The organism is Caldisphaera sp., from assembly GCF_049974385.1.
In the GTDB taxonomy this organism is placed as follows: domain Archaea; phylum Thermoproteota; class Thermoprotei_A; order Sulfolobales; family Acidilobaceae; genus Caldisphaera.
Genome location: NZ_JBMFIW010000013.1, coordinates 22,355 through 47,048 on the forward strand (window position 1 = coordinate 22,355; position 24,694 = coordinate 47,048).

The 24,694-nt window shown below is 30.1% G+C and carries 27 protein-coding genes and 1 pseudogene; 15 read left to right on the top strand and 13 right to left on the bottom strand.

Annotation, left to right across the window (positions count from 1 at the left end):
- The first annotated feature begins 52 nt into the window (after window positions 1–52).
- Both mtnA and ACP5GV_RS04665 read left to right on the top strand, forming a co-directional pair.
- Complete coding sequence (gene mtnA, locus ACP5GV_RS04660; RefSeq protein WP_292320808.1) at window positions 53–1,147, top strand: S-methyl-5-thioribose-1-phosphate isomerase; 1,095 nt, start codon at window positions 53–55, stop codon at window positions 1,145–1,147.
- Between the two features lie 195 nt (window positions 1,148–1,342).
- Entirely contained in the window at window positions 1,343–2,608 is a 1,266-nt protein-coding gene (locus tag ACP5GV_RS04665; protein ID WP_428102542.1) for an NADP-dependent isocitrate dehydrogenase, read from the top strand.
- Here the strand turns inward: ACP5GV_RS04665 and ACP5GV_RS04670 are convergent.
- Window positions 2,603–3,259: an HAD-IB family phosphatase gene (locus tag ACP5GV_RS04670; RefSeq protein WP_428102544.1), complete on the bottom strand. Its 657-nt coding sequence runs from the start codon at window positions 3,257–3,259 to the stop codon at window positions 2,603–2,605. The two genes, ACP5GV_RS04665 and ACP5GV_RS04670, sit on opposite strands and share 6 nt — an antisense overlap.
- A 70-nt stretch (window positions 3,260–3,329) precedes the next feature.
- Window positions 3,330–3,836: a DUF123 domain-containing protein gene (locus ACP5GV_RS04675; RefSeq protein ID WP_428102546.1), complete on the bottom strand. Its 507-nt coding sequence runs from the start codon at window positions 3,834–3,836 to the stop codon at window positions 3,330–3,332.
- A gap of 114 nt (window positions 3,837–3,950) precedes the next feature.
- Between ACP5GV_RS04675 and ACP5GV_RS04680 the strand changes: the two genes are divergently transcribed.
- The 4 genes from ACP5GV_RS04680 to ACP5GV_RS04695 all read left to right on the top strand — a co-directional run bounded on the left by ACP5GV_RS04680 (window position 3,951) and on the right by ACP5GV_RS04695 (window position 7,155).
- Window positions 3,951–4,826 (top strand): hypothetical protein, encoded by an 876-nt coding sequence (locus tag ACP5GV_RS04680; RefSeq protein ID WP_428069101.1) that lies wholly within the window; start codon window positions 3,951–3,953, stop codon window positions 4,824–4,826.
- A 168-nt stretch (window positions 4,827–4,994) separates the two neighbouring features.
- Window positions 4,995–5,588 carry a DUF981 family protein gene (locus tag ACP5GV_RS04685; protein ID WP_428102548.1) on the top strand — a complete coding sequence of 198 codons (594 nt, stop codon included), beginning with the start codon at window positions 4,995–4,997 and terminating at the stop codon, window positions 5,586–5,588.
- Between the two features lie 16 nt (window positions 5,589–5,604).
- A complete protein-coding gene (locus tag ACP5GV_RS04690) occupies window positions 5,605–6,075 on the top strand; it encodes a hypothetical protein (protein ID WP_428102550.1) in 471 nt (156 codons plus the stop codon).
- A 51-nt stretch (window positions 6,076–6,126) separates the two neighbouring features.
- Window positions 6,127–7,155 carry an FAD-dependent oxidoreductase gene (locus ACP5GV_RS04695; RefSeq protein ID WP_428102552.1) on the top strand — a complete coding sequence of 343 codons (1,029 nt, stop codon included), beginning with the start codon at window positions 6,127–6,129 and terminating at the stop codon, window positions 7,153–7,155.
- A gap of 14 nt (window positions 7,156–7,169) precedes the next feature.
- On the opposite strand, the gene ACP5GV_RS04700 is transcribed toward ACP5GV_RS04695, so the two are convergent.
- On the bottom strand, window positions 7,170–7,988 hold the full coding sequence (locus tag ACP5GV_RS04700) for an SAM hydrolase/SAM-dependent halogenase family protein (protein WP_428102554.1): 819 nt from the start codon (window positions 7,986–7,988) through the stop codon (window positions 7,170–7,172).
- Between the two features lie 44 nt (window positions 7,989–8,032).
- On the bottom strand, window positions 8,033–9,247 hold the full coding sequence (locus tag ACP5GV_RS04705; RefSeq protein WP_428102556.1) for a pyridoxal phosphate-dependent aminotransferase: 1,215 nt from the start codon (window positions 9,245–9,247) through the stop codon (window positions 8,033–8,035).
- A gap of 472 nt (window positions 9,248–9,719) precedes the next feature.
- Between ACP5GV_RS04705 and ACP5GV_RS04710 the strand changes: the two genes are divergently transcribed.
- Entirely contained in the window at window positions 9,720–10,382 is a 663-nt protein-coding gene (locus tag ACP5GV_RS04710) for a PHP-associated domain-containing protein (RefSeq protein ID WP_428102558.1), read from the top strand.
- A 30-nt stretch (window positions 10,383–10,412) separates the two neighbouring features.
- Here the strand turns inward: ACP5GV_RS04710 and ACP5GV_RS04715 are convergent, their stop codons facing one another.
- Entirely contained in the window at window positions 10,413–11,861 is a 1,449-nt protein-coding gene (locus ACP5GV_RS04715) for an aldehyde dehydrogenase family protein (RefSeq protein ID WP_428069087.1), read from the bottom strand.
- Window positions 11,862–11,993: 132 nt separating this feature from the next.
- Here ACP5GV_RS04715 and ACP5GV_RS04720 point away from each other — a divergent pair, with 132 nt between their 5' ends.
- Window positions 11,994–12,365: a hypothetical protein gene (locus tag ACP5GV_RS04720; RefSeq protein ID WP_428102560.1), complete on the top strand. Its 372-nt coding sequence runs from the start codon at window positions 11,994–11,996 to the stop codon at window positions 12,363–12,365.
- A 241-nt stretch (window positions 12,366–12,606) separates the two neighbouring features.
- Here the strand turns inward: ACP5GV_RS04720 and ACP5GV_RS04725 are convergent, their stop codons facing one another.
- On the bottom strand, window positions 12,607–13,206 hold the full coding sequence (locus tag ACP5GV_RS04725; RefSeq protein WP_428069083.1) for a hypothetical protein: 600 nt from the start codon (window positions 13,204–13,206) through the stop codon (window positions 12,607–12,609).
- A gap of 151 nt (window positions 13,207–13,357) precedes the next feature.
- Here ACP5GV_RS04725 and ACP5GV_RS04730 point away from each other — a divergent pair, with 151 nt between their 5' ends.
- Window positions 13,358–14,476: a glycosyltransferase gene (locus tag ACP5GV_RS04730; RefSeq protein WP_428102562.1), complete on the top strand. Its 1,119-nt coding sequence runs from the start codon at window positions 13,358–13,360 to the stop codon at window positions 14,474–14,476.
- Between the two features lies 1 nt (window position 14,477).
- Here ACP5GV_RS04730 and ACP5GV_RS04735 read toward each other — a convergent pair whose 3' ends face one another.
- Together ACP5GV_RS04735 and ACP5GV_RS04740 are read right to left on the bottom strand one after the other, a co-directional pair.
- Window positions 14,478–15,386, bottom strand: coding sequence for a metallophosphoesterase (locus tag ACP5GV_RS04735; RefSeq protein ID WP_428102565.1), 909 nt, complete (start codon window positions 15,384–15,386; stop codon window positions 14,478–14,480).
- Between the two features lie 84 nt (window positions 15,387–15,470).
- Window positions 15,471–16,643, bottom strand: coding sequence for a PLP-dependent cysteine synthase family protein (locus ACP5GV_RS04740; RefSeq protein WP_428069078.1), 1,173 nt, complete (start codon window positions 16,641–16,643; stop codon window positions 15,471–15,473).
- Between the two features lie 159 nt (window positions 16,644–16,802).
- Between ACP5GV_RS04740 and ACP5GV_RS04745 the strand changes: the two genes are divergently transcribed.
- From ACP5GV_RS04745 to ACP5GV_RS04755, 3 genes are read left to right on the top strand one after another with little or no spacing between them, the layout of a single operon-like run.
- The gene (locus tag ACP5GV_RS04745; RefSeq protein ID WP_428102567.1) at window positions 16,803–18,230 is read left to right on the top strand and encodes a SelD-related putative sulfur metabolism protein; all 1,428 of its coding nucleotides are present in this window, start codon (window positions 16,803–16,805) and stop codon (window positions 18,228–18,230) included.
- A gap of 9 nt (window positions 18,231–18,239) precedes the next feature.
- Entirely contained in the window at window positions 18,240–18,503 is a 264-nt protein-coding gene (locus ACP5GV_RS04750; RefSeq protein ID WP_292320778.1) for an acylphosphatase, read from the top strand.
- 10 nt (window positions 18,504–18,513) lie between these two features.
- Window positions 18,514–18,756, top strand: coding sequence for a sulfurtransferase TusA family protein (locus ACP5GV_RS04755; RefSeq protein WP_428102569.1), 243 nt, complete (start codon window positions 18,514–18,516; stop codon window positions 18,754–18,756).
- On the opposite strand, the gene ACP5GV_RS04760 is transcribed toward ACP5GV_RS04755, so the two are convergent.
- Window positions 18,749–19,189: an HIT family protein gene (locus tag ACP5GV_RS04760; RefSeq protein WP_428069073.1), complete on the bottom strand. Its 441-nt coding sequence runs from the start codon at window positions 19,187–19,189 to the stop codon at window positions 18,749–18,751. The two genes, ACP5GV_RS04755 and ACP5GV_RS04760, sit on opposite strands and share 8 nt — an antisense overlap.
- Window positions 19,190–19,258: 69 nt before the next feature.
- Here ACP5GV_RS04760 and ACP5GV_RS04765 point away from each other — a divergent pair, with 69 nt between their 5' ends.
- Both ACP5GV_RS04765 and ACP5GV_RS04770 read left to right on the top strand, forming a co-directional pair.
- A complete protein-coding gene (locus ACP5GV_RS04765) occupies window positions 19,259–19,531 on the top strand; it encodes a DUF504 domain-containing protein (protein ID WP_292320774.1) in 273 nt (90 codons plus the stop codon).
- Window positions 19,521–20,882 carry a hypothetical protein gene (locus tag ACP5GV_RS04770; protein WP_428069070.1) on the top strand — a complete coding sequence of 454 codons (1,362 nt, stop codon included), beginning with the start codon at window positions 19,521–19,523 and terminating at the stop codon, window positions 20,880–20,882. The genes ACP5GV_RS04765 and ACP5GV_RS04770 overlap by 11 nt, the downstream gene beginning before the upstream one ends.
- Here the strand turns inward: ACP5GV_RS04770 and ACP5GV_RS04775 are convergent.
- Window positions 20,868–21,815: a winged helix-turn-helix transcriptional regulator gene (locus tag ACP5GV_RS04775; RefSeq protein WP_428102571.1), complete on the bottom strand. Its 948-nt coding sequence runs from the start codon at window positions 21,813–21,815 to the stop codon at window positions 20,868–20,870. The two genes, ACP5GV_RS04770 and ACP5GV_RS04775, sit on opposite strands and share 15 nt — an antisense overlap.
- A gap of 112 nt (window positions 21,816–21,927) precedes the next feature.
- Between ACP5GV_RS04775 and ACP5GV_RS04780 the strand changes: the two genes are divergently transcribed.
- On the top strand, window positions 21,928–23,058 hold the full coding sequence (locus ACP5GV_RS04780; RefSeq protein WP_428069067.1) for a tryptophan--tRNA ligase: 1,131 nt from the start codon (window positions 21,928–21,930) through the stop codon (window positions 23,056–23,058).
- On the opposite strand, the gene ACP5GV_RS04785 is transcribed toward ACP5GV_RS04780, so the two are convergent.
- The 3 genes and pseudogenes from ACP5GV_RS04785 to ACP5GV_RS04795 all read right to left on the bottom strand — a co-directional run.
- A complete protein-coding gene (locus ACP5GV_RS04785) occupies window positions 23,036–23,443 on the bottom strand; it encodes a CopG family ribbon-helix-helix protein (RefSeq protein ID WP_428102573.1) in 408 nt (135 codons plus the stop codon). The genes ACP5GV_RS04780 and ACP5GV_RS04785 overlap by 23 nt on opposite strands.
- Before the next feature lie 36 nt (window positions 23,444–23,479).
- On the bottom strand, window positions 23,480–23,884 hold the full coding sequence (locus ACP5GV_RS04790) for a metal-dependent transcriptional regulator (protein ID WP_428102575.1): 405 nt from the start codon (window positions 23,882–23,884) through the stop codon (window positions 23,480–23,482).
- 41 nt (window positions 23,885–23,925) lie between these two features.
- A pseudogene (locus ACP5GV_RS04795) lies at window positions 23,926–24,612 on the bottom strand (NAD-dependent malic enzyme); the annotation flags it as partial.
- Between the last annotated feature and the right edge of the window lie 82 nt (window positions 24,613–24,694).

Here is a 24,694-nt window from a genome sequence, read left to right on the forward strand (position 1 = left end):
AATTATAGTTTAAAAAGTACAAATATACATAAATAAAATATAAGGTGAAAGCATGGAGGATATAAGGAAGGAATTAGATAAACTGGAGCAATACCTAAAAATAAAACCTCTTTATTGGGATTTTGATAAAAACGAATTTTTATGGATAGATACAAGACTTTTACCATGGAAGGAACTATATAGAAATACAAAGGATTTTAGAAGAGTTGCCCAAGCAATAAAAGAAATGGAAATAAGAGGGGCTCCAGCTATTGGTGTTTCAGCCGCATATGGCATGTCTTTAGCACTAAAGTACAGTAATGCTAATAAACCTGAAGATTTATTAAATTACGCAAAAGAAGCATATAATGTTTTAGCTTCAACAAGGCCAACTGCATACAATTTGTTTTGGGCATTGAATAGATTATGGAATGTAATTTTGAAGAGCTCAGAAAAGAATGATGTGGAATTTATGAAAGAAGAAACGTTAAATGAAGCGCATAAAATTTATATTGAAGATATAAAGAATAACATTGAAATGGGTAAGCATGGCTCTAAAATAATAGACAACAATTTTAGAATAATTACTCATTGTAATACCGGGGCATTGGCAACTGCTGGTTTTGGCACAGCTTTGGGAGTTATAAGATACGCATTTTATGAAGGTAAAAATATTCACGTATACGCTGATGAGACAAGACCATTGCTTCAGGGAGCAAGATTAACTATATGGGAATTGAAAAAAGAAGGAATACCATCTACTTTAATTGTTGATGGGGCGTCCGGTTTATTATTTAGTAAAAATATGGCTGATTTAGCAATAGTTGGTGCTGATAGAATTACTTTAACTGGGCATGTTGCAAATAAAATAGGTACATTTAACTTGGCACTCGCAGCTAATTATCACAAGAAGCCTTTCTATGTAGCTGCTCCGACTAGTACTGTTCAGCCTACGGAAAATCCGAATGACATTGTAATAGAGGAAAGATCACCAAACGAAGTTCTAAACATTATGGGCCAGTTAACTATAGCTGTTGATGGAACTCACGCATTCAATCCTGCTTTTGATATAACGCCTCCAGAGCTAATAGAGGGTATTATAACGGAAAAAGGTATAGTTAAAAAGCCATATTTAAATAATTTCAAAGCAATTATGTATAGTTATTAGATTATAGATAAATAAATATGGATCTAATAAAAAGTTTTTTATTTTATATGAATAGATGATGTTCTATTATTAAATTACATTAAAAGTTTTATAATAAAGCACTTTAAGTTAACAAAGACAATTAGATTGTTTTTAATCTGGTCAAAATTAATAAATTTATACTCTATACATATGCAAATTTAAAAGGTGAGTTGGATGGGGAAGATTCCGTGTAAAGCAGATGAATTAAAACCACCTCCAGAAGGCGAATTTGCTAAGTATGAAAATGGAAAATTGATTGTTCCTGATAATCCTGTTGTTGCTTTCTTTAAAGGAGATGGGATTGGACCTGAAATAGTTGATAGTGCAATTAAGATTGTAGATGCCGCTGTTTACAAAGCATACGGTGGTAAAAGGAAAGTCACCTGGTGGCAAGTAGCTGCAGGTGAAGAAGCTCAAAAAGAATGTGGTAATTTATTACCAGAGGCTACACTAGAGGCATTTAAAAGAGCTAGGATTAATTTAAAGGGTCCTTTAACGACTCCGGTAGGCAGTGGTTTTAGAAGTTTAAATGTCTCTATAAGAATTGCATTAGATTTATACGCAAATATAAGGCCAGTCAAATGGTATGGACAACCAGCACCTCATTGCCACCCAGAAAAGATTGATTGGGTTATATTTAGAGAAAATACAGAAGATGTATATATGGGTATAGAATTCCCATGGGATTCTCAAGAGGCAAATAAGATAAGGGATTTCTTCAAAAGAGAGTTAAAAATTGAATTAAGACCCGATGCTGGAATTGGTATAAAGCCCATATCAAAATTTGGTACGCAAAGATTAATGAGAAGAGCTATGGAATGGGCATTAAGAAATAACATTAAACGCGTAACTATACAACATAAAGGCAACATACAGAAATACACTGAAGGCGCATTTAGAGAATGGGCCTATGAAGTAGCTGTAAAAGAATTTAGAGACTATGTTGTAACTGAAGATGAGATAAATACAAAATTTGGAGGTAAAACTCCAGAAGATAAGATAGTTGTTAATGATAGAATAGCAGACAATATGTTACAACAAATAATAACGAGACCAGGAGAATATAACATAATAGTTGCACCAAATCTGAATGGAGATTACATAAGTGATGAAGCTAATGCATTAGTTGGAGGCATAGGAATGGCAGCAGGTATGGATATGGGAGATGGAATAGCGGTTGCCGAACCTGTCCATGGTACAGCTCCTAAATATGCAGGTAAAAACGTCATAAATCCAACAGCTGAAATACTAAGCGCTGCAGTATTAATAGGAGATTATATGGGATGGAGAGAAGTTAAAGAGTTAATAGAAAATGCTATAAGAAATGCCATAAAGAATAAACAAGTTACATATGATCTTGCAAGAGAAATGCCTGGAGTTACACCTATATCAACAACAGAATACACTGATGTTATAATAGGTTACATCAAACAATCATAATCTTTCTATTTTATAAATTAAATCACATATTTCTTTTAAATTATTTATTTTATACTTTGCCACATTAGATAATAAGTTATCATCTCCAAATTGTACCGGATATCCTACATTTTTCATAGCTGATATATCCCATATAGAATCTCCTACATAAATTGTTTCTTCTGAGCTAATACCCTCAGATAAAAAAATCATCTTTAATGGTTTTTCTTTGTTTGTACCGACTAATGGATATCCACCCGGGATTAAATAGCCATATTTGTCAAACTCTAATTCGTTTGAAAACCAGTAATCTGCACCTACTATTTCACTAACTCTTGAAACTAATAGATCTATACCTCCGCTTATAAGAGCGATGAGTTTTTTATTTTTGTGTAGGCAATAAGAAACTTCTTTTGCTTCCGGTCTAATTTCTATTTTATTAAGTATTTCAATAAGTTTTTCTCTCTTGAGTTTTCCATTATTCTTTTCTATCCAAAGGCTAGTATCTAATTTCATCCATTCTAGATAGTTTATTTCTCCGTTTTGAAACTTTTTGAAATATATTTTCGCTTTATCTTCCACATTAAAATACTTATGAATAAATTCCCAACTGCTTTTTTCTTTTGTCAAAACACCATCTACATCAAAAACAACTAATTTTATTTTTTTCACTTATATCCCTATTATTAAAATTACAGAACATAATAATATATTTTATAACATATTATAAATAATTTTAGTGTTATTTTTTATCAAAAAATTTTGAGAAGAAAATGATCTTTCCATCAAGTTTTTCTATAATATCTAATATTATATTCGATTCTTTACTGTAATAAAGGTGCGGCATTGATGAATCTGTAGATCCTAAATAATCCACATTTTTTAATGTTGAGTAAAAGTATTCGCTTAGTTTATCCTCAAATTTTACGCCAAAATTTCCTTCTTTATAAAACAAAATTACGGCATCTGTTTCCTTTCTATGGGATATATAGTCTATATGCCACCTTAGTTTTCCCTTTTTATTTATATGCCTTTTTAATCTATTTCTTAATCCATTTCCTGCTGAACCTATATATAATAGATATCCTTTATCGAAAATGTAAAATTTTTTATTTATAATACAATTAAAACCTTTTATAATTTTAAAGACTATTAAATATACCCCTTTTTCTGAAGTGATCTCATTTAGTAAAGAAAAGGCTCCGATACCCCAGAGATTATCATCGCTTTTAGCCTCATTCGGGCACAACTATCTTCATCGCCATATTTATATAATAATGAAAAAGATTTTTAATCCTTTTCATATCTTAATCTCAAATGAAGAAATTTAGCCTGTAATACTAGTTATAGAACAAGGATAAAAATGAAAATATTAGTTTCAGGTTTATTAGAAGAAAATTCAGGGAAAACAGTATTAGCTTCGAGTTTGATAAATTCTTTGACAAGCCAAGGATATGATGCGATAGGTTTTAAACCATTAGGTGCAACTGAATTATGGCAGCATCCAGAGGCTCTATCTGAATCTAAGAAATATAAAATGGTTGTAACTAACGACTCTCTAATTCTTCATAAATTTTCCAGAGAAAAGGAACCTATAAGCATTATAAATCCTTTCGGAGGTCTATTGGTACCAATACTACCTGAAAAACTAAGAAATCTAAGCAGTTTTAATAATGCTCTTTATATGCCTAACATGAGGTTAGCTATATCAAGATTAACGATATGCCCAATAAGCTCTGTGCATAATTTACACCTAATAAATATGAACGCTATGGATAGGATATCAAAAAACATGGAATATGAACTATTAGATTTAATATCGGTATTAGGAAATATTGCTAAAGTGGACGATGATTACATTTTAAATATTATTAGTGGCGGGGCATCTGGAGAAATAGACAAATGCTTAAGTTATCTCGAAGGAAGACATGAAATAGTCGTAATAGAGTCTAATTCTAATGTTGCATCACCAACATCGTTATCCAGTATTGTTGATTTAGCTATAGTTGTGACCCCAGGTGAGGCTATGATTATTGATGGAAATAGGTATAGAAAGGCTATAGAACTTTTAACATCTAATGGAAAACCATGGATGATTAAAACTCAGGAAATAATACAATTAACAAATTACATGTTTTCTATTGATTTACCATTACTCGAGGATCAATTACCAGTCTATAATAATGACATTCTAAATTATTTATTAGAATACATTAAAGAAATTAAACAAAAACCATAACCGTTTACTAGCAATATAATAATAGTTTTATATTTCCAAATAATAGCCTAATAAATTAATTATTTTATGAATACCTATGTATTTAAATATTCTCTACATAAAAAATATTAATCTCTTCATATAGAAAATATTAATTCTCTACATGGTAAATAATTAATAGGTGAAAAAATGCTCTTCGTAGATATATTAGATATAGAATTAATGTTGTTAGGCGGGGGTCTCTTCTTAATAGCTTATTGGGTTCTGCTAAACTTTTCATTAAATTATGACCAGCAAAAATTAATGGAAATAAATAAAAGCTTTGGATTTTTGTTCTTAGCTTTAGGTATTTATGTGCTAGCAACAGGATTATGGGGAACCTTTGTGTGGCCTTTGCCTTCTTCATATAACTTAGTTTTAACGGATCCATGGAGCCTTTATGGGATAGCATTATTAGCTCTTGGTTTAGTAAATACATATAAGGTTCCAATGCTCGGAGTTCTAGCAGGAATTTCTGTCTTGTCTATACCAGTTATTGTTTATGGTTTAGTAATTCTTCATTTTGGTTTAACTAATTCTCCATCTGGAGCTGGAGCATTATATTTATTAATTGGGATTAATGGTTTATTAAGCCCAATATTGCAAACAAAAGCTAAAAAATATTGGAGCTATATAGCTTTATTATTATTGATATTGGCTGGTATATTAGCATTATATATTGGAATTTCGGCGTCATTTGAACATACTGCAGGATGGATGAAATGGTCTCCATTTTATGGATGATATATTAGTGATAAATATGGTGATGAATAAAAACTTATCCTTTAAATCAAATGGCCTTTATTTTTTTGATTCTTCTACACTTAATTGGCTTCCTCTAGCCTGTGAAGAGGTTAATTTAAATTTATTTTTTGATGGAGTTAATTTTGTATATTTCAGCAATAATTTTTGCCCTGCGTGCAGGCTTTTTAATTTGGTATGGTATCCTTTTGTTGAAGAAAAATTCTCTAAGAAAGATAACATATACTTTTATGTTGCTCTGTGTAATTGGTTTACAGAAAATTGTGATTCAAGCTGTGCGAGAAGCGCCTTTTTGTATTTTAATATTAAGGCTTCCCCAACAATGGTTATAATGATAAAGCTTAAAGATAAAATAATTAAACATTACATTGAAGGAAATATTAAAGAAAAATTCTTATATGAAATTTTAAATCAAGCCATAAAAATTTACGAAAATTTAGCAAAAAATAGTCAAACTAATTACCATTAAAGCATAAAGAAATAAATTAACCTAAACATAGTAGATGCTTTAAGGGTAAAAATGGAGAAAGTTGAGATAATTGGCGGAGGATTTTCAGGACTCTGGACAGCAATACAAACATTAAAGAGAGGATATGATGTAGATTTAATAGAGACAAATTATCTTGGCTATGGCGCATCCAGTAAAGCCGCAGGAATATTATCATTTCAGCTGCCTGAAAAAATATTAAATGTATCTTTAAGATCAATGGAATTATATAATTCATTAGGAGATAATATATTGCATTGGTATGATTCTATATGGATACCGAGAGATGAACAATATAAATGCGCTCTTAATATATCAAAGTATTTAAAGGAAAAAGGAATTAAGGTTGAAATTATAAATGGTGACGAGATTGATGGATTCTTATTAGGTAGCAAAGGATTACTCATTTCTCAACCTACCGTAGATATTGGTAAGGCGATTAATGAATTATCTAGAAAAATAGTAGATTTAGGAGGAAGAATACTTAGTAACTATGATCATAATAAAAAATATGATATAGTTATCCACACAAATGGTCCCTGGATAGAAAATAATATACAATTAAAAGGTTTGATAAAGTACAAATGTCAAGCTCATAGTGTTGAAGGAAAACAAATAAACAAGATAATTGAAGATGATATAATGGAATTCTATTATGTGCCAGAATCTTCTTATAGAGCAATAATTGGTAATGGAAAAAGAGTATTGCTGAATAAACCTGAAGATGGTTTTATAACTGATAATAGTGAAGTCTATAATATTTTAAATAAATTGTCGAAAAAGTATAAAGAAGCCCTTAACATGTATCCTGTAAATTCATGGTCAGCACCATGTTTAACAACATGCGATGGATATCCTATTGTCGGAAAAATTAATGATAATAATTATGTATTAAGCGGATTAAATGGTGCAGGTTTAACTCTCTCCGCAGGTCTATCAGAAATTCTTGTAAAAATTATAGAAGAAGAGATTGAACAACCAAATTATCTGGAACCTTTAAGGTTTAAAAAAGGATGTAAAAAAATTGTCGAAATATTTGATAATATATGCATGGATATCTGAATGATTCTTAATATTTAGTTTTTATCATTTTTTACAATACATAACGTATTTCCAATTTTAGAATTGAGTAGATTTGATGCATTACCTTTATTCACTGCGATCTCAGCGAATCCAAAGCTATTTTTGTATAAAAGTAGTTGGCCTTCATCTACGTCAGCAAATTTTTTACCTACATTTATGTTAAATTCGATACCATCTTTAATTATTTTAGTGTTATTGAATTTAATATCTAAATTATCAAACTTAGAACTTAAAACGATATTACCAAAATCATCAATATAAATAACTTTTAGATATAATCTGTTATCTTCCTCTTTAATATCAAATAGCTTAAGCTCTATCATCTCATTATTTTTTAATATTTTAGTAAAATAGCTTAAGTTTTCATTTATAGATAACAAGGCTGCAGTTGGCGCAAAAATATCTCTTCCATGAAAAGTTTGAGATATAGAAACACTAAAATTATACTCATTTTTTAAATATTCATTAAGTTTTTCTGGTATTATTTCATAAATTGAAGCAATTCCATCTTCTATAGCACTTTCATACAATAAACCATTATCAGGTCCAACAAAATAGTAATTTTTCGTTTTTACTATTAAACCTTTTCTCTTGGTTCCAACTCCAGGATCTACTACTGAAAGTATTATAGAATTTTTAGGCATCCATTTATATGAGTTAAATAATATATATGACCCAGATAATATAGAAAACTTAGGAACATTGTTATCTATATCTATTATTTCTACATCATTATTTAATTTCTTCATTATACCTTTCATTATGCCAACATAAAAATTATTCCCAAAATCAGTTATTATACCGATATTCATTTATGTCACCGTAAACCCGCCTATCAGGCGGGTTAGCTTATTTATTAGCTATTAAATATTTTTTCAGAATATTCTACTATTCTTTGCGCACCTTCTTTTATTGACTCCATGTCTGTAGCATAGCTGAACCTTACAAACTCCCTACCTGCTTTATCAGGGAATGTATCCCCAGGTAAAACTAATACTCCAGTTTTTTCTAGTAAATCATCTACAAATAACTTTACAGTAAGATTAGTCCTATTTAATATGGAAGATATTCTTGGAAACATGTAAAATGCCCCTTCAGGCATGTATGGTTCAAAACCTGGTGCTTTTTTCAAAATATCATATAAGACTTTAGCTCTTCTATTAAACTCATTAACCATATTTTTGACAGGATCCCAATCACCTTTTAAAGCAATAACGCCTGCTTTTTGTACAAATGACGTAGCACAGCTATATAATGATACAGCTAAATCATTAAATCTAGGTATTGTTTCTCTGCGTGCAACAATATAGCCAAGTCTCCAACCTGTCATGGAGAAAGTTTTTGAAAATCCATTTATATATATTAGATTATCTCTCCAATCAGGATATTCTATTAGGCTCTTAAAGTTTCCACTGTATACAAAATTATCATATATTTCATCTGCAACGATTATTATGTTTTTCTTTTTAGTCAACTCAACTAATTGGTCAAGTTGTTTTCTAGAAAATACAGCACCTGTAGGATTATGTGGATTATTTATAAATATCATTCTCGTCCTATTAGTTATTTGAGATTCAATCTTTTCAACATTTAAACTAAATCCTTTTTGTGGATTAAAATCAAGTGATACAAATTTAGGTATGCCACCAAATAGTTTTACTACTTGGGCATATGCATAATAGCTGGGTTCAATAATTATTGCCTCGTCATTTGGCCTTATATATGACGAAGCAGCCATAAATATTGCCGTTTTTGTTCCAGGAGTTACAATAACTTCATCGTTTTTTACATCTGATTGATACCTTGTGTTCAAATAATTAGCAATTGCCTCTCTTAGTTCAGGAATACCTTGTGTTTCAGTATATCCTGTAAAATTATCATCTAGAGCCGCTTTTGCGGCAGATTTGATATGGTCTGGTGTTGGAAAGTCAGGCTGTCCAATACCAAAACTTATAACTTTTTTCCCTTGATTTTGTAGTTTCCTTATTATAGGAAGATAACTAAATGCGCTTTCTCCTTCTATAAGATAGATATTGGGTTGCATATCCAATACGGGTGGATTAATTGCCATTTGTTTCACCATTTAAATACATATATAAATTAACTAATATATAATATTATACTTTTCTGTTAATAATTAATTATGGTGGGCATTATTAATTCTAAATATTTCATTAAATTAAATTAAAATTAATATATTTGCATTTTTTAGTTAATTTGTTATTATTAAATTGATTCTAAAATATTAAAAAGTAATTATTATAAAACAAAATTCCTTTGATTAGTCTTGAGTTTATTTTATTAAATAATAAGATTTCAATTTTTATAAAAAATCAGTATTATTAATTTATTGCTTTATATTGTTTTCAGCAATCGTGTCCTTCTTCATAGCTTTTGCTCAGTAATTGCTTTACATCACAAATAATATAATTCTAATTAAAGTAAATAAACTTAATTAAATATTAGTATTGACTGTTTAACTTTGTTCATATTTATTAAAGATAAAATAAGTTTTATTAGCGTAACATATTGTGGGGCAGAAAATGCAATGCTTGGCTGAACTTCATTCACATAGTACAGTAAGTGATGGAAAACCAACTCCAGAAGAAATAGTTTTAAGGGCAGTATATTTGGGTCTCTCTGCAATAGCGGTTTCTGACCATAATACATTCAGAGGATCAGCAATAGCTATAGAATCAGCTAAAAAACTAGATCTAAACATAACTGTAATTCCAGCTAATGAGGTAAGAACTATAAGAGGAGATGTATTGGTTTTATGCGAAAGGATTCCATATGAAGAACCTCCAAAAATTCCAAATGAACTTCATGAATGGGCTATATCGAATAATTGTATAACTATAGCTGCTCATCCGTTTCATATAGGTAGAAAAAGCGTTGGAAGATATTTAAAGAATAATCCCAAGGATTTTGATGCTATTGAGGTATGGAATCCTAGAGGAATTCCTTTTCTAAATAAACCAGCCACGAAATTGGCAGAAAAATATTTTAAGCCGCAAACTAGTGGCAGTGATGCACATGTATTGCAAGAATTAGGCACTTCTCCAACAAAGATAGAAAGTAATGAATGTGATTTGTATAGTATATTAGACGCTATAAGAAAAGGTAAATGTGCACCCACAAAGAGTTACATGAAAATATCTACTATATTTAATGTATTAAAATGGAGTATTAAAAGAAGAATATAATTTTTTTAAAATTAATATGCTATTAGTCGCTTATGAAATATTTATTGAAATTAATTTAATTTCTGTTAGGCCTTCTATTGTAGATCTTACTCCTTCTCTTGCCCCAATACCACTTAACTTTACTCCTCCAAAAGGCAAAGCATCCCATCTTAGCCTTGGAGAATCATTAATCATGACTCCTCCAACTTTTAATTCTTTGGCTAAACGTAAACCTCTTTTTAAATCATTTGTAAAAATTGATGCTTGAAGTCCAAATGGAGAAGAATTCGCTATTTCTAATGCTTCATTATCATCGCTAAATTTAAATATAGGAGCTATTGGTCCGAAAACCTCTTCTTTCGATAGTTTCATATTAGTTTTTGCTTCACTGATTACAGTTGGAGAGTAGAAATAACCCTTTAGATTTAATCTATTACCACCTAGTTTTATTTTACCGCCATTGTTAAGAGCATCTTCAACATAATTATCCATCTTTTCTAATGCTTCCTTTGATATCAATGGCCCTAAATCAGAGCTCTCTTCTAATGGGTCTCCAACTATTAGTTTTCTAGCTTTCTCAATAAATTGGCTAACGAATTTTTCATAAATTTTTTCATGGACTAAAATCCTTTTGCCAGCATTGCAGTTTTGTCCAGCATATTCATACCGAGCTTTAATTGAGACATTAATAGCGGCATCCAAATTTGCATCATCTAAAACTATTATTGGATCAGATCCTCCCATTTCAATCATAAGTTTTTTTGCAGATTGAACAGCTTTGCTGGCTATATTAATACCTGTATTTGTTGAACCAGTAAATGTGATTCCGGACACTTTTTTATTGGTCACTAGCTCATCTCCTACATCAACGTCACCTGGCAGAACGCTTAAAGATTCAAAAGGAAGCCCTGATTCATAAAGAATTTTGCCTAGTTCTAAAGCCGTTAAAGGAGTATAAGGAGAAGGTTTAACTATAACGGAATTTCCAGCCATTATATTTGGGGCTACTTTATGAGCGAATGAATTTGCAGGAAAATTGAAAGGTAAAATTGCAGCTACTACGCCTATTGGTTCTCTCGTTTCTATAACCATTCTGTATTCATTACCTGGTGGGTATTCATATGAATCAACTCTATGGTATTTTCCTTCTAGAATAAATCTAGCTTCCTCAGCTGCAATGCTAAATAATTGAATTGCTCTTAGCATTTCAACTCTAGAATCTTTCAAAGGTTTACCACTTTCTAAAGAAAGTAATCTAGATAAAATTTCCTTTCTCTCCTCTATCAAAATCGACGCTTTCTTAATTATTTTTGCCCTATCTTTCAGAGGAATACTGGAAATTTTATGGAATCCTTCCAAAGCAACATCTATTGCCCTTTTAGTCATTTCTCTATCAGCAAAGCTTACTTCATCGATAATATTGTCTGGATTCGATGGAGATCTAACTTTTACCCTGTTTTCTGTTTCGATTTCTTTTCCTTCAATAAGTAGACCTTTCATTTATGCTTCACCTTTTTTATATTAAATCTTATAGCCTTAAAATATTTGCTCATTATATGATATGTTGATTATTTATGGTCAAAAAAGCAAAATTTTTATTTAGTCAATAAAACACAAATTTTATAGATAAAAATGAGAGAGCTTAGTGTCATAGAAAAATATATCTTAGTGCACATATATAAGTTTGGCCCGGATACACCTTGGTTAATGGCTCATAGGCTATTAGGTAATTATGGGTATACATCAAAATATGATCCTGATGAATTAGAAAAATATTGTAAAGTATTAAAAGATGAGGGTTTGCTAGTTGTTTATAACGGTGAATTAAAAATGAAGGTAACATCATCAATAAAGCCCTGGCTTAAAGTTAAGTCTAAGGAAATGAAACATAAACCTCAAGGTATATATTACGATTTAAGCAAAGAAGGAAGAAAAGTTGCTTCAAATTTGTATAAGGAATTATTTAAAAAAATAGTTTCAATGTTTTATAAATATATTAGATAAATTTTAATAGGCGCTGATGATAAATAAAAAAGGGAATGGATTTTGTCAAGAAAAAAAGTATTTGAATCTTTAATAGCAGATAATGTAGCTAGAATAGCAAGTGATTTAGAAAAAGCTGAAGATTTTAACACCTCAATATTGGCATCTCACGTAATAGAAGCAATTAAAAAAGTAGGTTCCAATTTGCATACAACTAAAGATGGAGTTCTTTTTTGCTACTTTTGTAATAAAGGTCCTTTTACTAAGAAAGGTTATTATCTTCATTTAATGCGTTCTCATTATCAAGATCTGATTGATTCTGTTGTTGAGGAATCTGAAAGGATAGCTTCATCGTCGAAAGATGTTGAGTTTTTATAACTCTTCTATCCTTATCTGTATCAAAAATTATCAGTTCAACATCTTCATTAGACTTCAATGGGCCATCATAAACATATAACTCTTCGTTGATATCTATCCATTTTATATCATTATTTTTTAGTATAAAATAACCTTCTGGTCCTAATTTTAATTTATCTTTGCTTACTAAGCCTACTTTGTTTAACTTGGTTGGTATATTATAAAGAAGTCTCGTACTTCTATCCTTTATACCATCTGCAATAACATATTTTGTTTCGATTGATTCAATCGTTATTATAAAAAAGTCTCCTTTATTTCTTTTATTTTTTTCTTCTTCAGCTAAATTATATAAAGCATTTAAAGGATCTCCCTTACCCTCGTTCTCTTCCTTGCTAGTTAGCTTATACACTTGAAATGAAACATCATTTAAATCTATCATATCCCTTTTAAACCACTGAATTGTAACTTTGTATTTATGTTCTTTTATTTTTTGCTCTTTAGTCATATCCTATCTACCAATTAAATAGTATAGCGCCTATTTAATAATCTTTTAATGTATTAAGTTAATACAATATTTCATTGAATCGAAGAAATTATTTTATTATACATACTATATGCTTTAATAGCGCATTAAATATTTAATTTGCTGAGGAAAAATGATATTAATAGATGCCTTACTGATAATAATATCGTTTGGAATAATTATAATAACAATTTATGGTATAAGATCTTTAATTAAAAGTATGAATTCATTTAAAGCAATAAAATGGTCCGGAAATAAAAAAGTTACAGTTATAATACCTGCAAGAAACGAAGAGAAAAATATTGTTGAATTGCTTAAAAACTTAATAATAGTCGATGACAAATTAAGCAAAATCATAATTATAAATGATAGGAGTACTGATAATACTGAAAAAATAGTAAAAGAATACATGAAGATAGATAAAAGAATACAACTAATAAACATTAAAAACGTTAATAAAGACTGGATTCCAAAATCGTTTGCATTGTATGAAGGAATGAAATACGTTGGTTTTAAAAATGCTGTTTTATTTTTAGATGCTGATGTAAAAGGAGATATGCAACGAATTATAGATATAACATCAAATATTAAAGAGGGTCAAATATACGCTTATTTACCTTATTTTGAATGTGATAATTTTGTATCTAAGGTATCTCAATCATTTTTGTCATCTATTCTTCATGGATATTTTGGGTATGATAAAACTGTTAATAAGAAAGAAAATTATGGACTAATGTTCGGTTGTTGTTGGTCTATATCACCTTATACGTATTATGAAATAGGTGGTCATGCTTCTGTAAAAAATGAATTAATTGAGGATAAAAATTTAGCAACTAGAGCAAAGCAAATGGGAGTAAATATTATACCTGTCGATGCAAGGAACTTTATAAAAACTAAATCATGGAATAATTCCAATGATATAAAAAATTTGCTTTCAAGGATATTTTATGATTATGAGAAAAATTTGAGTTCTACATTTTATGTTTATTTATTAGTCCTTGCATTAATATTATTATTTTATCTACCATTAGCATGGATACCATTACTAATATTAAAAAGATATTTATTATCTCTTTTATTTTTTTCAGCATATTTTGTTGAGAACGTATTTTATTACCTGGGTGGACTAACAAATAGAATTAAACTACCTTTTAGTATTTTTTACTTTATTCCAGCTTACTTTCTAGTTATAAGCATAATTAATGTTAAATATAAAGGGGTTAAATGGAAAGGAGAATTATATAAGATCTAGATCATATTTCAACAAACTCTATTTCATCTCTGTATATTATTACGGAACCAGCTCTACCTATATGGTATCTACTTGAAAATACTGTTATTACGCTCTTATACAGTTGATCTATATAAATTTTCTGATGATTTTTAATTTTATTTATAAAAGTTCCATCATTATTCCATATATGGACACCATCAACTATTTCATGTCCTCTAACCATAAAGTTTATACCATTAGCATCCATGAATTCATTCCATGCTTTTTTCCCATAATAGAACACTCCATCACCTCTCATGTAATTTGGTTCAAACCAATCGATATATCCATCAGGATCGTTCCATGCCATCTGAAACAATATATTGTTTTCGAATTCTAAATATTCCTTGTTTCCTTTAATTTTGTTTAGTTGATACAGTTCATCTAATTTTAATGGAATATGTTCGTTATTTATCTTAATAAAGGGTATCCCTCCATGTACAAAGAATATATTGTTTAACGACGCGGATATTGGTAAATTAGAATAAAACAATTCAATCAATTTTATTCCCTCCTTACCAATTTTTGATACAAGTTCTTCAAAAAAACCGTATTCTTGATTCATGTTTAGATCTTCGTGGTTACCTCTTATTAAGATAACCTTATCTTCGTAATTGATTAATAAATTAAATATTTCATTTAATACTTCAACACCCTCATAGCCTCTATCTACATAATCACCTAGAAATATTATCTTATTAGGAGATGTTTGCTCGATAATCTTCTTAAAATTATTTATGCTTTTCATATAACCGTGTATATCACCTATAACAGCTATTGGATAGTTGCTAACATTTTTCTCGAAAATACTTTTCTTTTTTAATATTTCAATAGCCTTTGATGCGCTTTTTAGAAACTCATTACTTTTTTTGTACATGTTTTTACCCATATTTAATTTTACTTTTTAGGATTTAATTTTTATAATATTTCAATCTTATATAAATTACAATAATGATTAATAAAATATAATTGATTATAATACCCTTTCATTGTATATTTCATCAAGATATTTAATACCGTTATCAGGTATTATGCAAACATAATCTCCTTCGTCAAGATCTCCATTATTATAAGCCTTTTTTAATCCGGCTAAAACTGCTCCACCGCTAATGCCTGGTAAGATTCCATTAGTCCTTGCTGTTGTGATTAAAACATCTATAGATTCTTCTAGACTAACAGAATAAATGTCATCTGGGGAATCATTTATATTCCACCAATTTTTAAAGTCTTGCTTTTTTATTCCAGGAATTGTGCCATTTTCTTCAGGTTGAATTCCAAATATTTTTACTGCTTTGTTTTTGTTATGGAAATAAAAGATTAATCCGGCTATATGACCTCCGGTTCCCATAGATGCAAAAATTCCATTAAGCTTAAGTTTTCCATATATTGTTTGATAGTCTATTTCTTTTGCCGTATATCTTAAATGAACTAATAAATTGAAAATATTAGAAAATTGATTTGGAACAAAAGCATTTTCTTTTTCAGCATATATTTTAACTTTTTCTATTAACTCATTAGTAGTATTGCCTTCTCTAACTACATCAGATCCATAAATTTTTAATAGTTTACTTGCATAATCCGGAGAAGTTTCTGGCATGAAAACCCTTGTTTTTTTGCCTAATATAGATGATATAGCAGCAATAGCTATTCCAGTATTTGCTGACGTAGCTTCAAAAATTTTTTCTTTATCACTTAATTTATCTAGATTATTATAAATTATATACCATGCTGTTCTATCTTTTATACTAAGGCTAAAAGGATTATACCATTCTAATTTTGCCCATATACCTATTTTCTTGTCATTTATTATACCATTTAACTTTACTAATGGAGTTGGTCTATCCCTTTCTATTAGTTCTATAGTGTTATTATAAACCCTGATACCTGGGTCAGAAACTTCATCGTAAAAACCTAAGAAATCTAAAGATACCTTTACGTTTTCTTCCTCATTAGATACTGCAATAAATTTCGTACCTAAGTATTTTAATGCCCAATATATTTCATGTTTTTTAATTACATTATTATCTTTAACAACTATGGCCTCTTCTTGATAACCACTGTTTAAGATTTCCTTTATTTTATTTATAATTGTTTTCATATCTAGTTTATCAGATTTTATCGAGTCGATTTCTTTGATTTTTACCAAATTTTCCCCCGATTTCTACATATAAATTTGGATTTTAAAATTTGGTTTATTATTTTAATGGAGCTGATTATTATGTAGGAATTTTTATATAATCTAAAGTATTCTCTATATAGGAAATATTTAAAAACTGTCCGTAGATATGTAGAATAAGGGATAGATATGAAGGAAAAAAAGGTTGAGTTGCTTAATAATATTAGACAGAGACTTTCATATTATAGGAATTTGGGAGCAGATCCGTTATCTCTTGCAACAGGATGCGCTGTTAAGGTTGATTTATTAAAAATAGTTTATCCAGCCATGGAAAAAATTAGGCCGTATCTTCAATCAAAGAATTTAAGAATTGCAGAAAGAGAAGATGCCGATATATTTTATGCAGATTCTGATTCTATAGAAATTAATAGAAAAATATTACCTTTAGGAGAAAAAGTTAATTTAAATTATAAAAATGAAAGCGAAATCAGAGCTATTATTTTAGTACAGGTTTATCAGCTAGCAGCAAATGAGGCAGATAAGTTTATTAAAAAAGTCATGCCTGCATATGAGAGCCTTTGTGAATGCGCACCCGTAATTAATGTAGGAAAAGGACATTCTATAGTAACGCCATTTAGAGAAGATGAATTTATGTTGGCTGATTTAATATCATATAACAAAGGGGAGGAGCTCATAGCTGCTAATAATGATACTATGCACATTATAGATCCAACTAGTCTTCCATCGGACTATAGACAAGTCTCAGGATCTATATCAAACTCACTAAATGACTTGTTTGTAGTCGGTGCTTATAAAGATCTTAAGATAGCTCCTGTATTAAATGGCCCAACAGAAGAACTAAGAGAAGAACTATACAAAAACTCAAAAAGATTTGCTAACGAAATAGGTGCTAAACTATTAGATATAGAACAACCTAAAAAGGGAAGGCTTTTATTAGGGGCAACAGTAATTGCATCTAGTGACAAGAAACCGCCAATGTTTCATGATAAAGCAGATAATGGTATGAAAATAATAATTACTAGGCCTTTAGGCGAATTATCTCCAATAACAACATATTTATCAACAGCTATTGATGAGAGCATTATAGATGAACTTGAAAAGAAAGGAATAGACTTAGATACGTTGGAAAAAATTAAAGAAAAAGCTGTCAATATAATCTCATCACCGAATAAAGCCATGGGAGAAGTTATAGCAAAATATTTACCAGATTTGAATGAAGACTTTTCTAAAGAAAAACACATAGTTTCAGCAACAGATGTTACTGGACCAGGAATATTGGTTGTTTGGGAACAGGCGAATTTAACAAATACTCATATAAAGTTATATGACTTTCCATTACTTTTCCCTGAAATATCAGAATTTGCAACAGAAAATTTCTTGATGCCAAATGCTACAGCAGGCACTAATGGTGGATTTATTATAATATCTCCAGAAGAAATTTACGAAGATGTTATTAAAGACCTAAAATATAAGGGTTACGATCCTTATGTAATAGGAGAAATTGTTGAAAAAGGAAAGAAAGAAGTTGACGCTCCAAAAAATATAACAAAGTATATATTAGATCAAGAAGTTTTGAGCAAGTTTAATTTATATTGAGGTGATTTAATGGATATATGTTTAAAGATTCTTGTTAATGGGCATGTCCAAGGAGTAGGATTTAGGCATTTTATTTGGTCTAATGCAAAAAAGCTTAACATAAAAGGCTACGCTAAAAATCTTTCTGATGGAAGTGTTGAAATAATTGCTAATGGAAATAACGAATCCATAAATAAACTATTGGAAATAATAAAAAATAGCTATTTCGAGGTAGATAATATAAAAACAGAAAAATTAGATAATTGTTATTTTAATGATTTTAGGAAGCTTTGAGGTGATAGTATTGAGGAGAGTAGATTTGACTAATTTAGATTGTCCCGAGCCTATGTTTTTAGCTTACAGGGAGTTTGGAAAAATGAGCCAAGGAGAAGAAGTGGAATTCATAATGGATAATGAAGTTTGTGCATATAATTCTTATAAGCTAATTAAAAATAGCGGAAATGCTTTAGTAACAATAATGAATGATTCTAATTGGATATATAGGTTGCGTGTTATAAAGCTTAGAGATTTTAGGAGTATTATATAGAAATTTCATTTAAGTAAGATTTTACTATATCTAAATAATCTGAAAGCATACTAGTTATTTCACTGGCTTCTTCTTCACTTAAAACATGTCTTCCTCCTTTCTTAAAACCATCTTGTTCCCACCTTGGTATTACGTGAACGTGAAAATGGAAAACAACTTGCCCAGCTGGAGAACCGCTGTTAGTTATAACATTAACTCCAGGAGCTTTTAATTTATCTCTATAGATTTTTGCAAAAGCTGACGCTATTACCCATGTTTTAACTAGAGTTTTTACTGGAGTGTCTTGAATTGCCTCATGATGTTCTTTAGGGATTACTAATAAATGACCCTTAGAAATTGGATTTATATCAAGTATGACCATTATATCTTTATCTTCATAAATTATGTGAGCCGGTTTTTCTTTTCTTGATATTTCACAAAATACACACGTCAATTTTATCACCATGTTAGAGTCCTATAACAAATATATTAATCTAGTTATATAATTAAATAATGGTGCGGCATGTCTAAAAAGAGAAGTACGATAAAAAATATTATTGGTAAAGCTATAAACTCATTTGACAAAAGGGAAGAGTACATAATTATATATATTGATAGGACACCTGAGCATGGCAATAGGCTTTTGCAATTATCTACAAATGATATTATAGCAGTTAGTAATTGGGCCATAACATTAAGCGATAATGAAACCGTTATACCTATACATAGAATTGTAGAGATAAGAAAAAAAGATGGAAAAGTTTTATGGAAAAGGGGCTTTAATAATGGAAGGTGAAATTAGAGGTATTAATTATACAATAAAAGTTGTTAATGGCTTTAAATTGCCATCATTTGAAGAAAATAACAAATTAATAGTGGGTGATATGGTTCTGTCCGCAGATGTAAAATTAGGTACATTAGGTGATATAGTTTCTGGTCTATTAGTTCCTCCAGTTGAGTATGATGAAAATTTTAAAGATTTAATCGAATATTATAAGATAAGAGTAACCATAGAACAAGCTTATGAATTTATGCAAAGATATGGAAAACTTGCAAACTATTTTAAGATACCTATAGAGTTTATACCTTTGTCTAAAATGTCTGATCTTAAAGATGTTTATTCGTGCATATATAATGAAGTCATTAATAAAGTAGGCCTTAAAGGTTTAAGGGACGATTACGAAGCTTACATAAAAAACATAGGAAGTATTGATAATGGTAATATAAATTTAAATTTTAACATGCTAACTATTGGAGCAAATAAAATAATGGGTAATATAGGAAAAAATGTGATACTCGGTTTTTTAACATTATATTCTAATACTAATGTTAATACCGGAAAGTCGTGTGAGCCAATAGAATTAATAAAAAATCCGTACAGTGTGATTTCTATTCCAGAAGGTATAATATTTAAGAGTTGTAGTGATTATGATGGTTACATTAAAAAAATTTTAGGTAAAGATTATAGATGTAAGAGGCCTGGAATATTATCTTCAAGCCAGATTTGTGAAAATGATGAGATGAAAATAGTAATAAAAGAGTATATCTATGGCACATTAAAGTGGTTCATGGCAGGAGCTGTTTCAGCATCCATATTTCCGTTTAAAGAGACTCCATTATCAAGGTTAGTTAATGAATATAAATCTCTATTAGATTTAAGGAAAATAATTAATACCCCAAAAATTTTAAGTTTATGTTCAGAGAAATATGAGTATAAGATGGTTAGAGAATTCCTAGATGGAGAGGTCGTATTAAAGAGCAAGAATCCCTATGCTTGGTATAATATGGGAAAGAGCTTAGCATTAATACATAATCATAATAGGACTTTAGGGGATCCTAATCCAGGAAATTTTGTCATGATAGATAATGATAATATGGCCCTTATAGATGCTGAGCAAGTAAGTAATTATACTCACAAAAAAGCAGCATGGGATTTAGCAGTATTTTTTGCATACGCAAGAACATTTCAAGCAAATCCTAGGCTTGTAAAAGAGACGTTAAAATCTTATGTAGAATCAAGGCCTAAAGAGGAATGGAAAAAAGTTTTAAGTTATATAAAAGGACCTCATCTAACAGCATTAATGACTCCTCTGCCAAATTTACTAGCGGAACTTAGATTAGCTTTAAAAGATCTAGATAATAACTGATCTTTCTATGATATCGCTAGGCAATATTGTATTTCTTAAATTGCTAATTATACTTTTCAAATAATTCTTATCTGGCTCTTCAAAGAAACTATAGCTCTTTACTGATAATTTTATTACATCTAACGGCATATTAATTATGTTTGCATAACCTTCCAAATCTGAGATATCGCTAGATATGGCATCTGAAAAAGCTTTTGATATTTTATCATATTTATCGTATAGGGATGAATGCGCTCCTAAGAGGCAACAGGTATCTAATTCGCAAGAAGTTATTTTTAAATTGTTTTTTGATGCTATTGATAAAAAAGGTTCCCAAATAACTCCCTGCCTAACTTCACCTTTTAAGACCTTGTTTAAAATCTCTTGACCGCTATTGCCATATACTCTAGGCATCTCTAGCTTGTTCATATCAGCGCATAGTTCCATTGATGACATGATAGATGTCGAATGGCCATTTTTACCGTTTAAATTGTTAATTATTCCACTACCTCCACCACTACCTCCTCCAATTATATGGACTTGACCCCTGCTTATCCTATGTATAGCTAATAAGGAAACTGCAGGGTTCATAGCTAACTTTAATTTTCCTATTGATAAGTCTAAGGCTTCCTTATATGCTTCATCGTAAACAACTATCTTAACATGATTAAAAATATTTTCCAATTTTTTAGCAAATTTTATTATATATGGATATTCGCTAGCTCTAAGAATTCCTATAGTTATTATAGAATCATTTTTTTGATTAGCAGTTATTATAGAAACGCCCCCCTGATAAGATACCTTTATGAGACCTGAATTTTCTAACTTTTTAACTCTTCTATATATCATACTCTTGCTATGGCCTAAGTTTCTAGCAAGCTCTGATAAAGTTATTGGCATGTACTCTTTAATTATATCATATAGCTCAAAGTCGATTTCATCTAATTCTTCCAAACTTTCACCATAAAAAACAGTTGTATCTAAAGGCTATAATTTTTAATTATTTCCTTATCAATAATACCTAAATATTTAATTTTCAAACTAATATTATAGGTAGGTGCATTGAATGCCAGAGGAAAACGAAATTAAATTGGATCCATGGGGAAGACCTGAAATAAAAGATTATAACAGACTTTATGAAGTGTTTGGAATTAAGCCTTTTGGTGAATTAATTAATAGAATGAAAAGTGACGGTATCGAATTAAGCCCCTTTATGAAAAGAGGGATAATATTTGGTCATAGAGATTTTGATAATGTAATATTAAAGGCTATTGAAAATAAAGAAAGAGCTGCTGCTATGACTGGATTTATGCCGAGTGGAAGATTCCATTTCGGTCATATGATGACTGGTTTAGAACTAATATATTTTCAAAAGCTGGGCTTTAAAATATTTGTAGGGCTTGCCGATGCAGAGGCATATGCAGTAAGGCATATATCAAGAAAAGATATAATAAAGATAGGTATAGAAGAATATGTTGCTAACTTAATAGCACTTGGTTTAGATCCAAGCAAAACTGATTTTTACTTCCAAACAAACAGAAAGGGTTCATACCATTCATTAATACAATTGTTTGCATCAAAAATTTCTTATAATGAGCTCGAAGCTATTTATGGCGAAATAACTCCAGGTAAAATTATATCTGCGTTGACTCAAGCAGCTGATATATTGCACCCACAATTACCAGAGTATGGGGAATACAAACATGTTGTAGTTCCAGTAGGCGCTGATCAGGATCCTCATTTAAGATTGACAAGGGACTTAGCAGGAAGGTTCAAGGGTGAAATAGAATTAGAACCTCCTGCATCTATTTATCACAGGCTCATAAGAGGTTTGGATGGAGGGAAAATGAGTAGCAGTAAACCAGATGTAACAATATTTCTAACAGATCCAATAGACATTGCGAAAAAGAAATTTATGTCATCTTTAACAGGAGGTAGAAATACGGCCGAAGAACAAAGAAAATTAGGAGGAGAACCTGATAAGTGTCCAGTATATGATTTATATTTATATCATTTAATACAAGATGATAACGAATTAGTTAATATCTATAATAGGTGTAAGTCTGGCTCATTGCTATGTGGAGAATGTAAATTTTTTGGGTTCTCTCGTTTAGAAAAGTTCTTAGAAGAGCATCAAAAGAAGCTCGAGAAAGCTATAGATAGAGCGTGGTCTATTATCGAGATTCCGAAGATTTAGATTCGTTTAATCCTATTATCGGTACATATCTTGGGTTACACTTGCCATCTTTTTGCAGACTCTTTTGTAATAATGCTATTTTTTCTGAAGGGCCAGATACAAACATTAGTTCGATACACGTGTTATTTTCGTGTGTATGAATATAAGTTTTGGCAATATCTTGAAACTTATCAATAATTTCTTTCACTGCTTTTTCATCTTTACATGAAACTATCATTATGCCAGTGCAAGTATGTGGAATTAAATAATGCTTATAATCATTTATAAAAGTTTTAACTGCTTGCTCAACTAGATCACTTCTATTAATTTCTAGTTGTTCAGATAATTTGTTCAGATAATCATATAAGTTATCTGGTATACTTATGCCAAATCTTTTCTTAGTCAATATTCATATCGCCTATTTCTATATTGTATTTAAAAATTAATAATTTTTATTTGACGCGCAATTATTAATGAATTCTCTAATCTTTTTAATAGCACTATCACTAATTTTATGTTCTAGAATACATGCTAGTTCCTCGGCTTCTTTCTCATCAATTCCTATTGATATTAAAAAGTCCCTTATTTCATTTTCTTTATTAACAATTGATGATGCTAATTCTATACCTTTTTCGGTTAATCTTACTCCTCTGTATGGAAAATAGTACAGATAGCCGTCCTTTGCAAGTTTTTGCATTGCTTCTGTAACACTAGCCTGCGTTGTCCCTAAATAACTGGCTATTTTTCCAAACTTTATCCAACCTTTGTCTCCGCCTTCTTTAAAAATTGTAGTTAAATATTCCTCTAAGCTTATTGAAATTCCTTTTCTTTTTATGTGAACAGACATTATTAATCCCAGTATTAATATTTTTTAAAGCCCTAATATTTTTACTTTGATAGAGGATCCTTTATCAGATTCTTTTCCAAGACAGTTTCTAATTTTTTCCTAGATAATAATATTATTTCTGTTGCATTTTGGAGTTCTTCTTTGTATGTTGTTGTTTTCCTAGCAAATCCCTGCTCAACAGCTTTAACAGCAACAGCAGCAGCAACCCTAGGATATACTTCCCACTCCTCCATTGTAGGCACTATGTAATCTTCTCTTAACCCTTTCTCTTCAGCAAACCTTGCAATTTCATACGCTGCAGCAATTGCCATCTCATCGCTAATTGTTTTTGCCCTAACATCTAAAACACCTCTAAACACTGCTGGAAAAACAAGGCTGTTGTTTATTTGATTTGGAAAATCACTTCTTCCGGTTGCAACAATTTTAGCACCTGCTTTTTTTGCTTCATACGGCCATATTTCTGGAACAGGATTTGCTAAAGCAAATACTATAGCATCTTTGTTCATCTTAGAAATCCATTCCTTCTTTATAACATTAGGTCCTGGTATACTTGCAGCAATTAAAACGTCTGCATTCTCAAATGCTTTTTCAATAGGTGAATTAGGCGGTAAACCACCTCCCCTAGTCTCTATTGCTATATCATATTGCCATCTATTCGATATCATTAATTTATCAATATCTGGCATCTCAGGATGTAAAATACCTTTACTTGCTATTGCAATAACATTCTCAGCCACCACTACCTCCTCCAATTATATGGACTTGACCCCTGCTTATCCTATGTATAGCTAATAAGGAAACTGCAGGGTT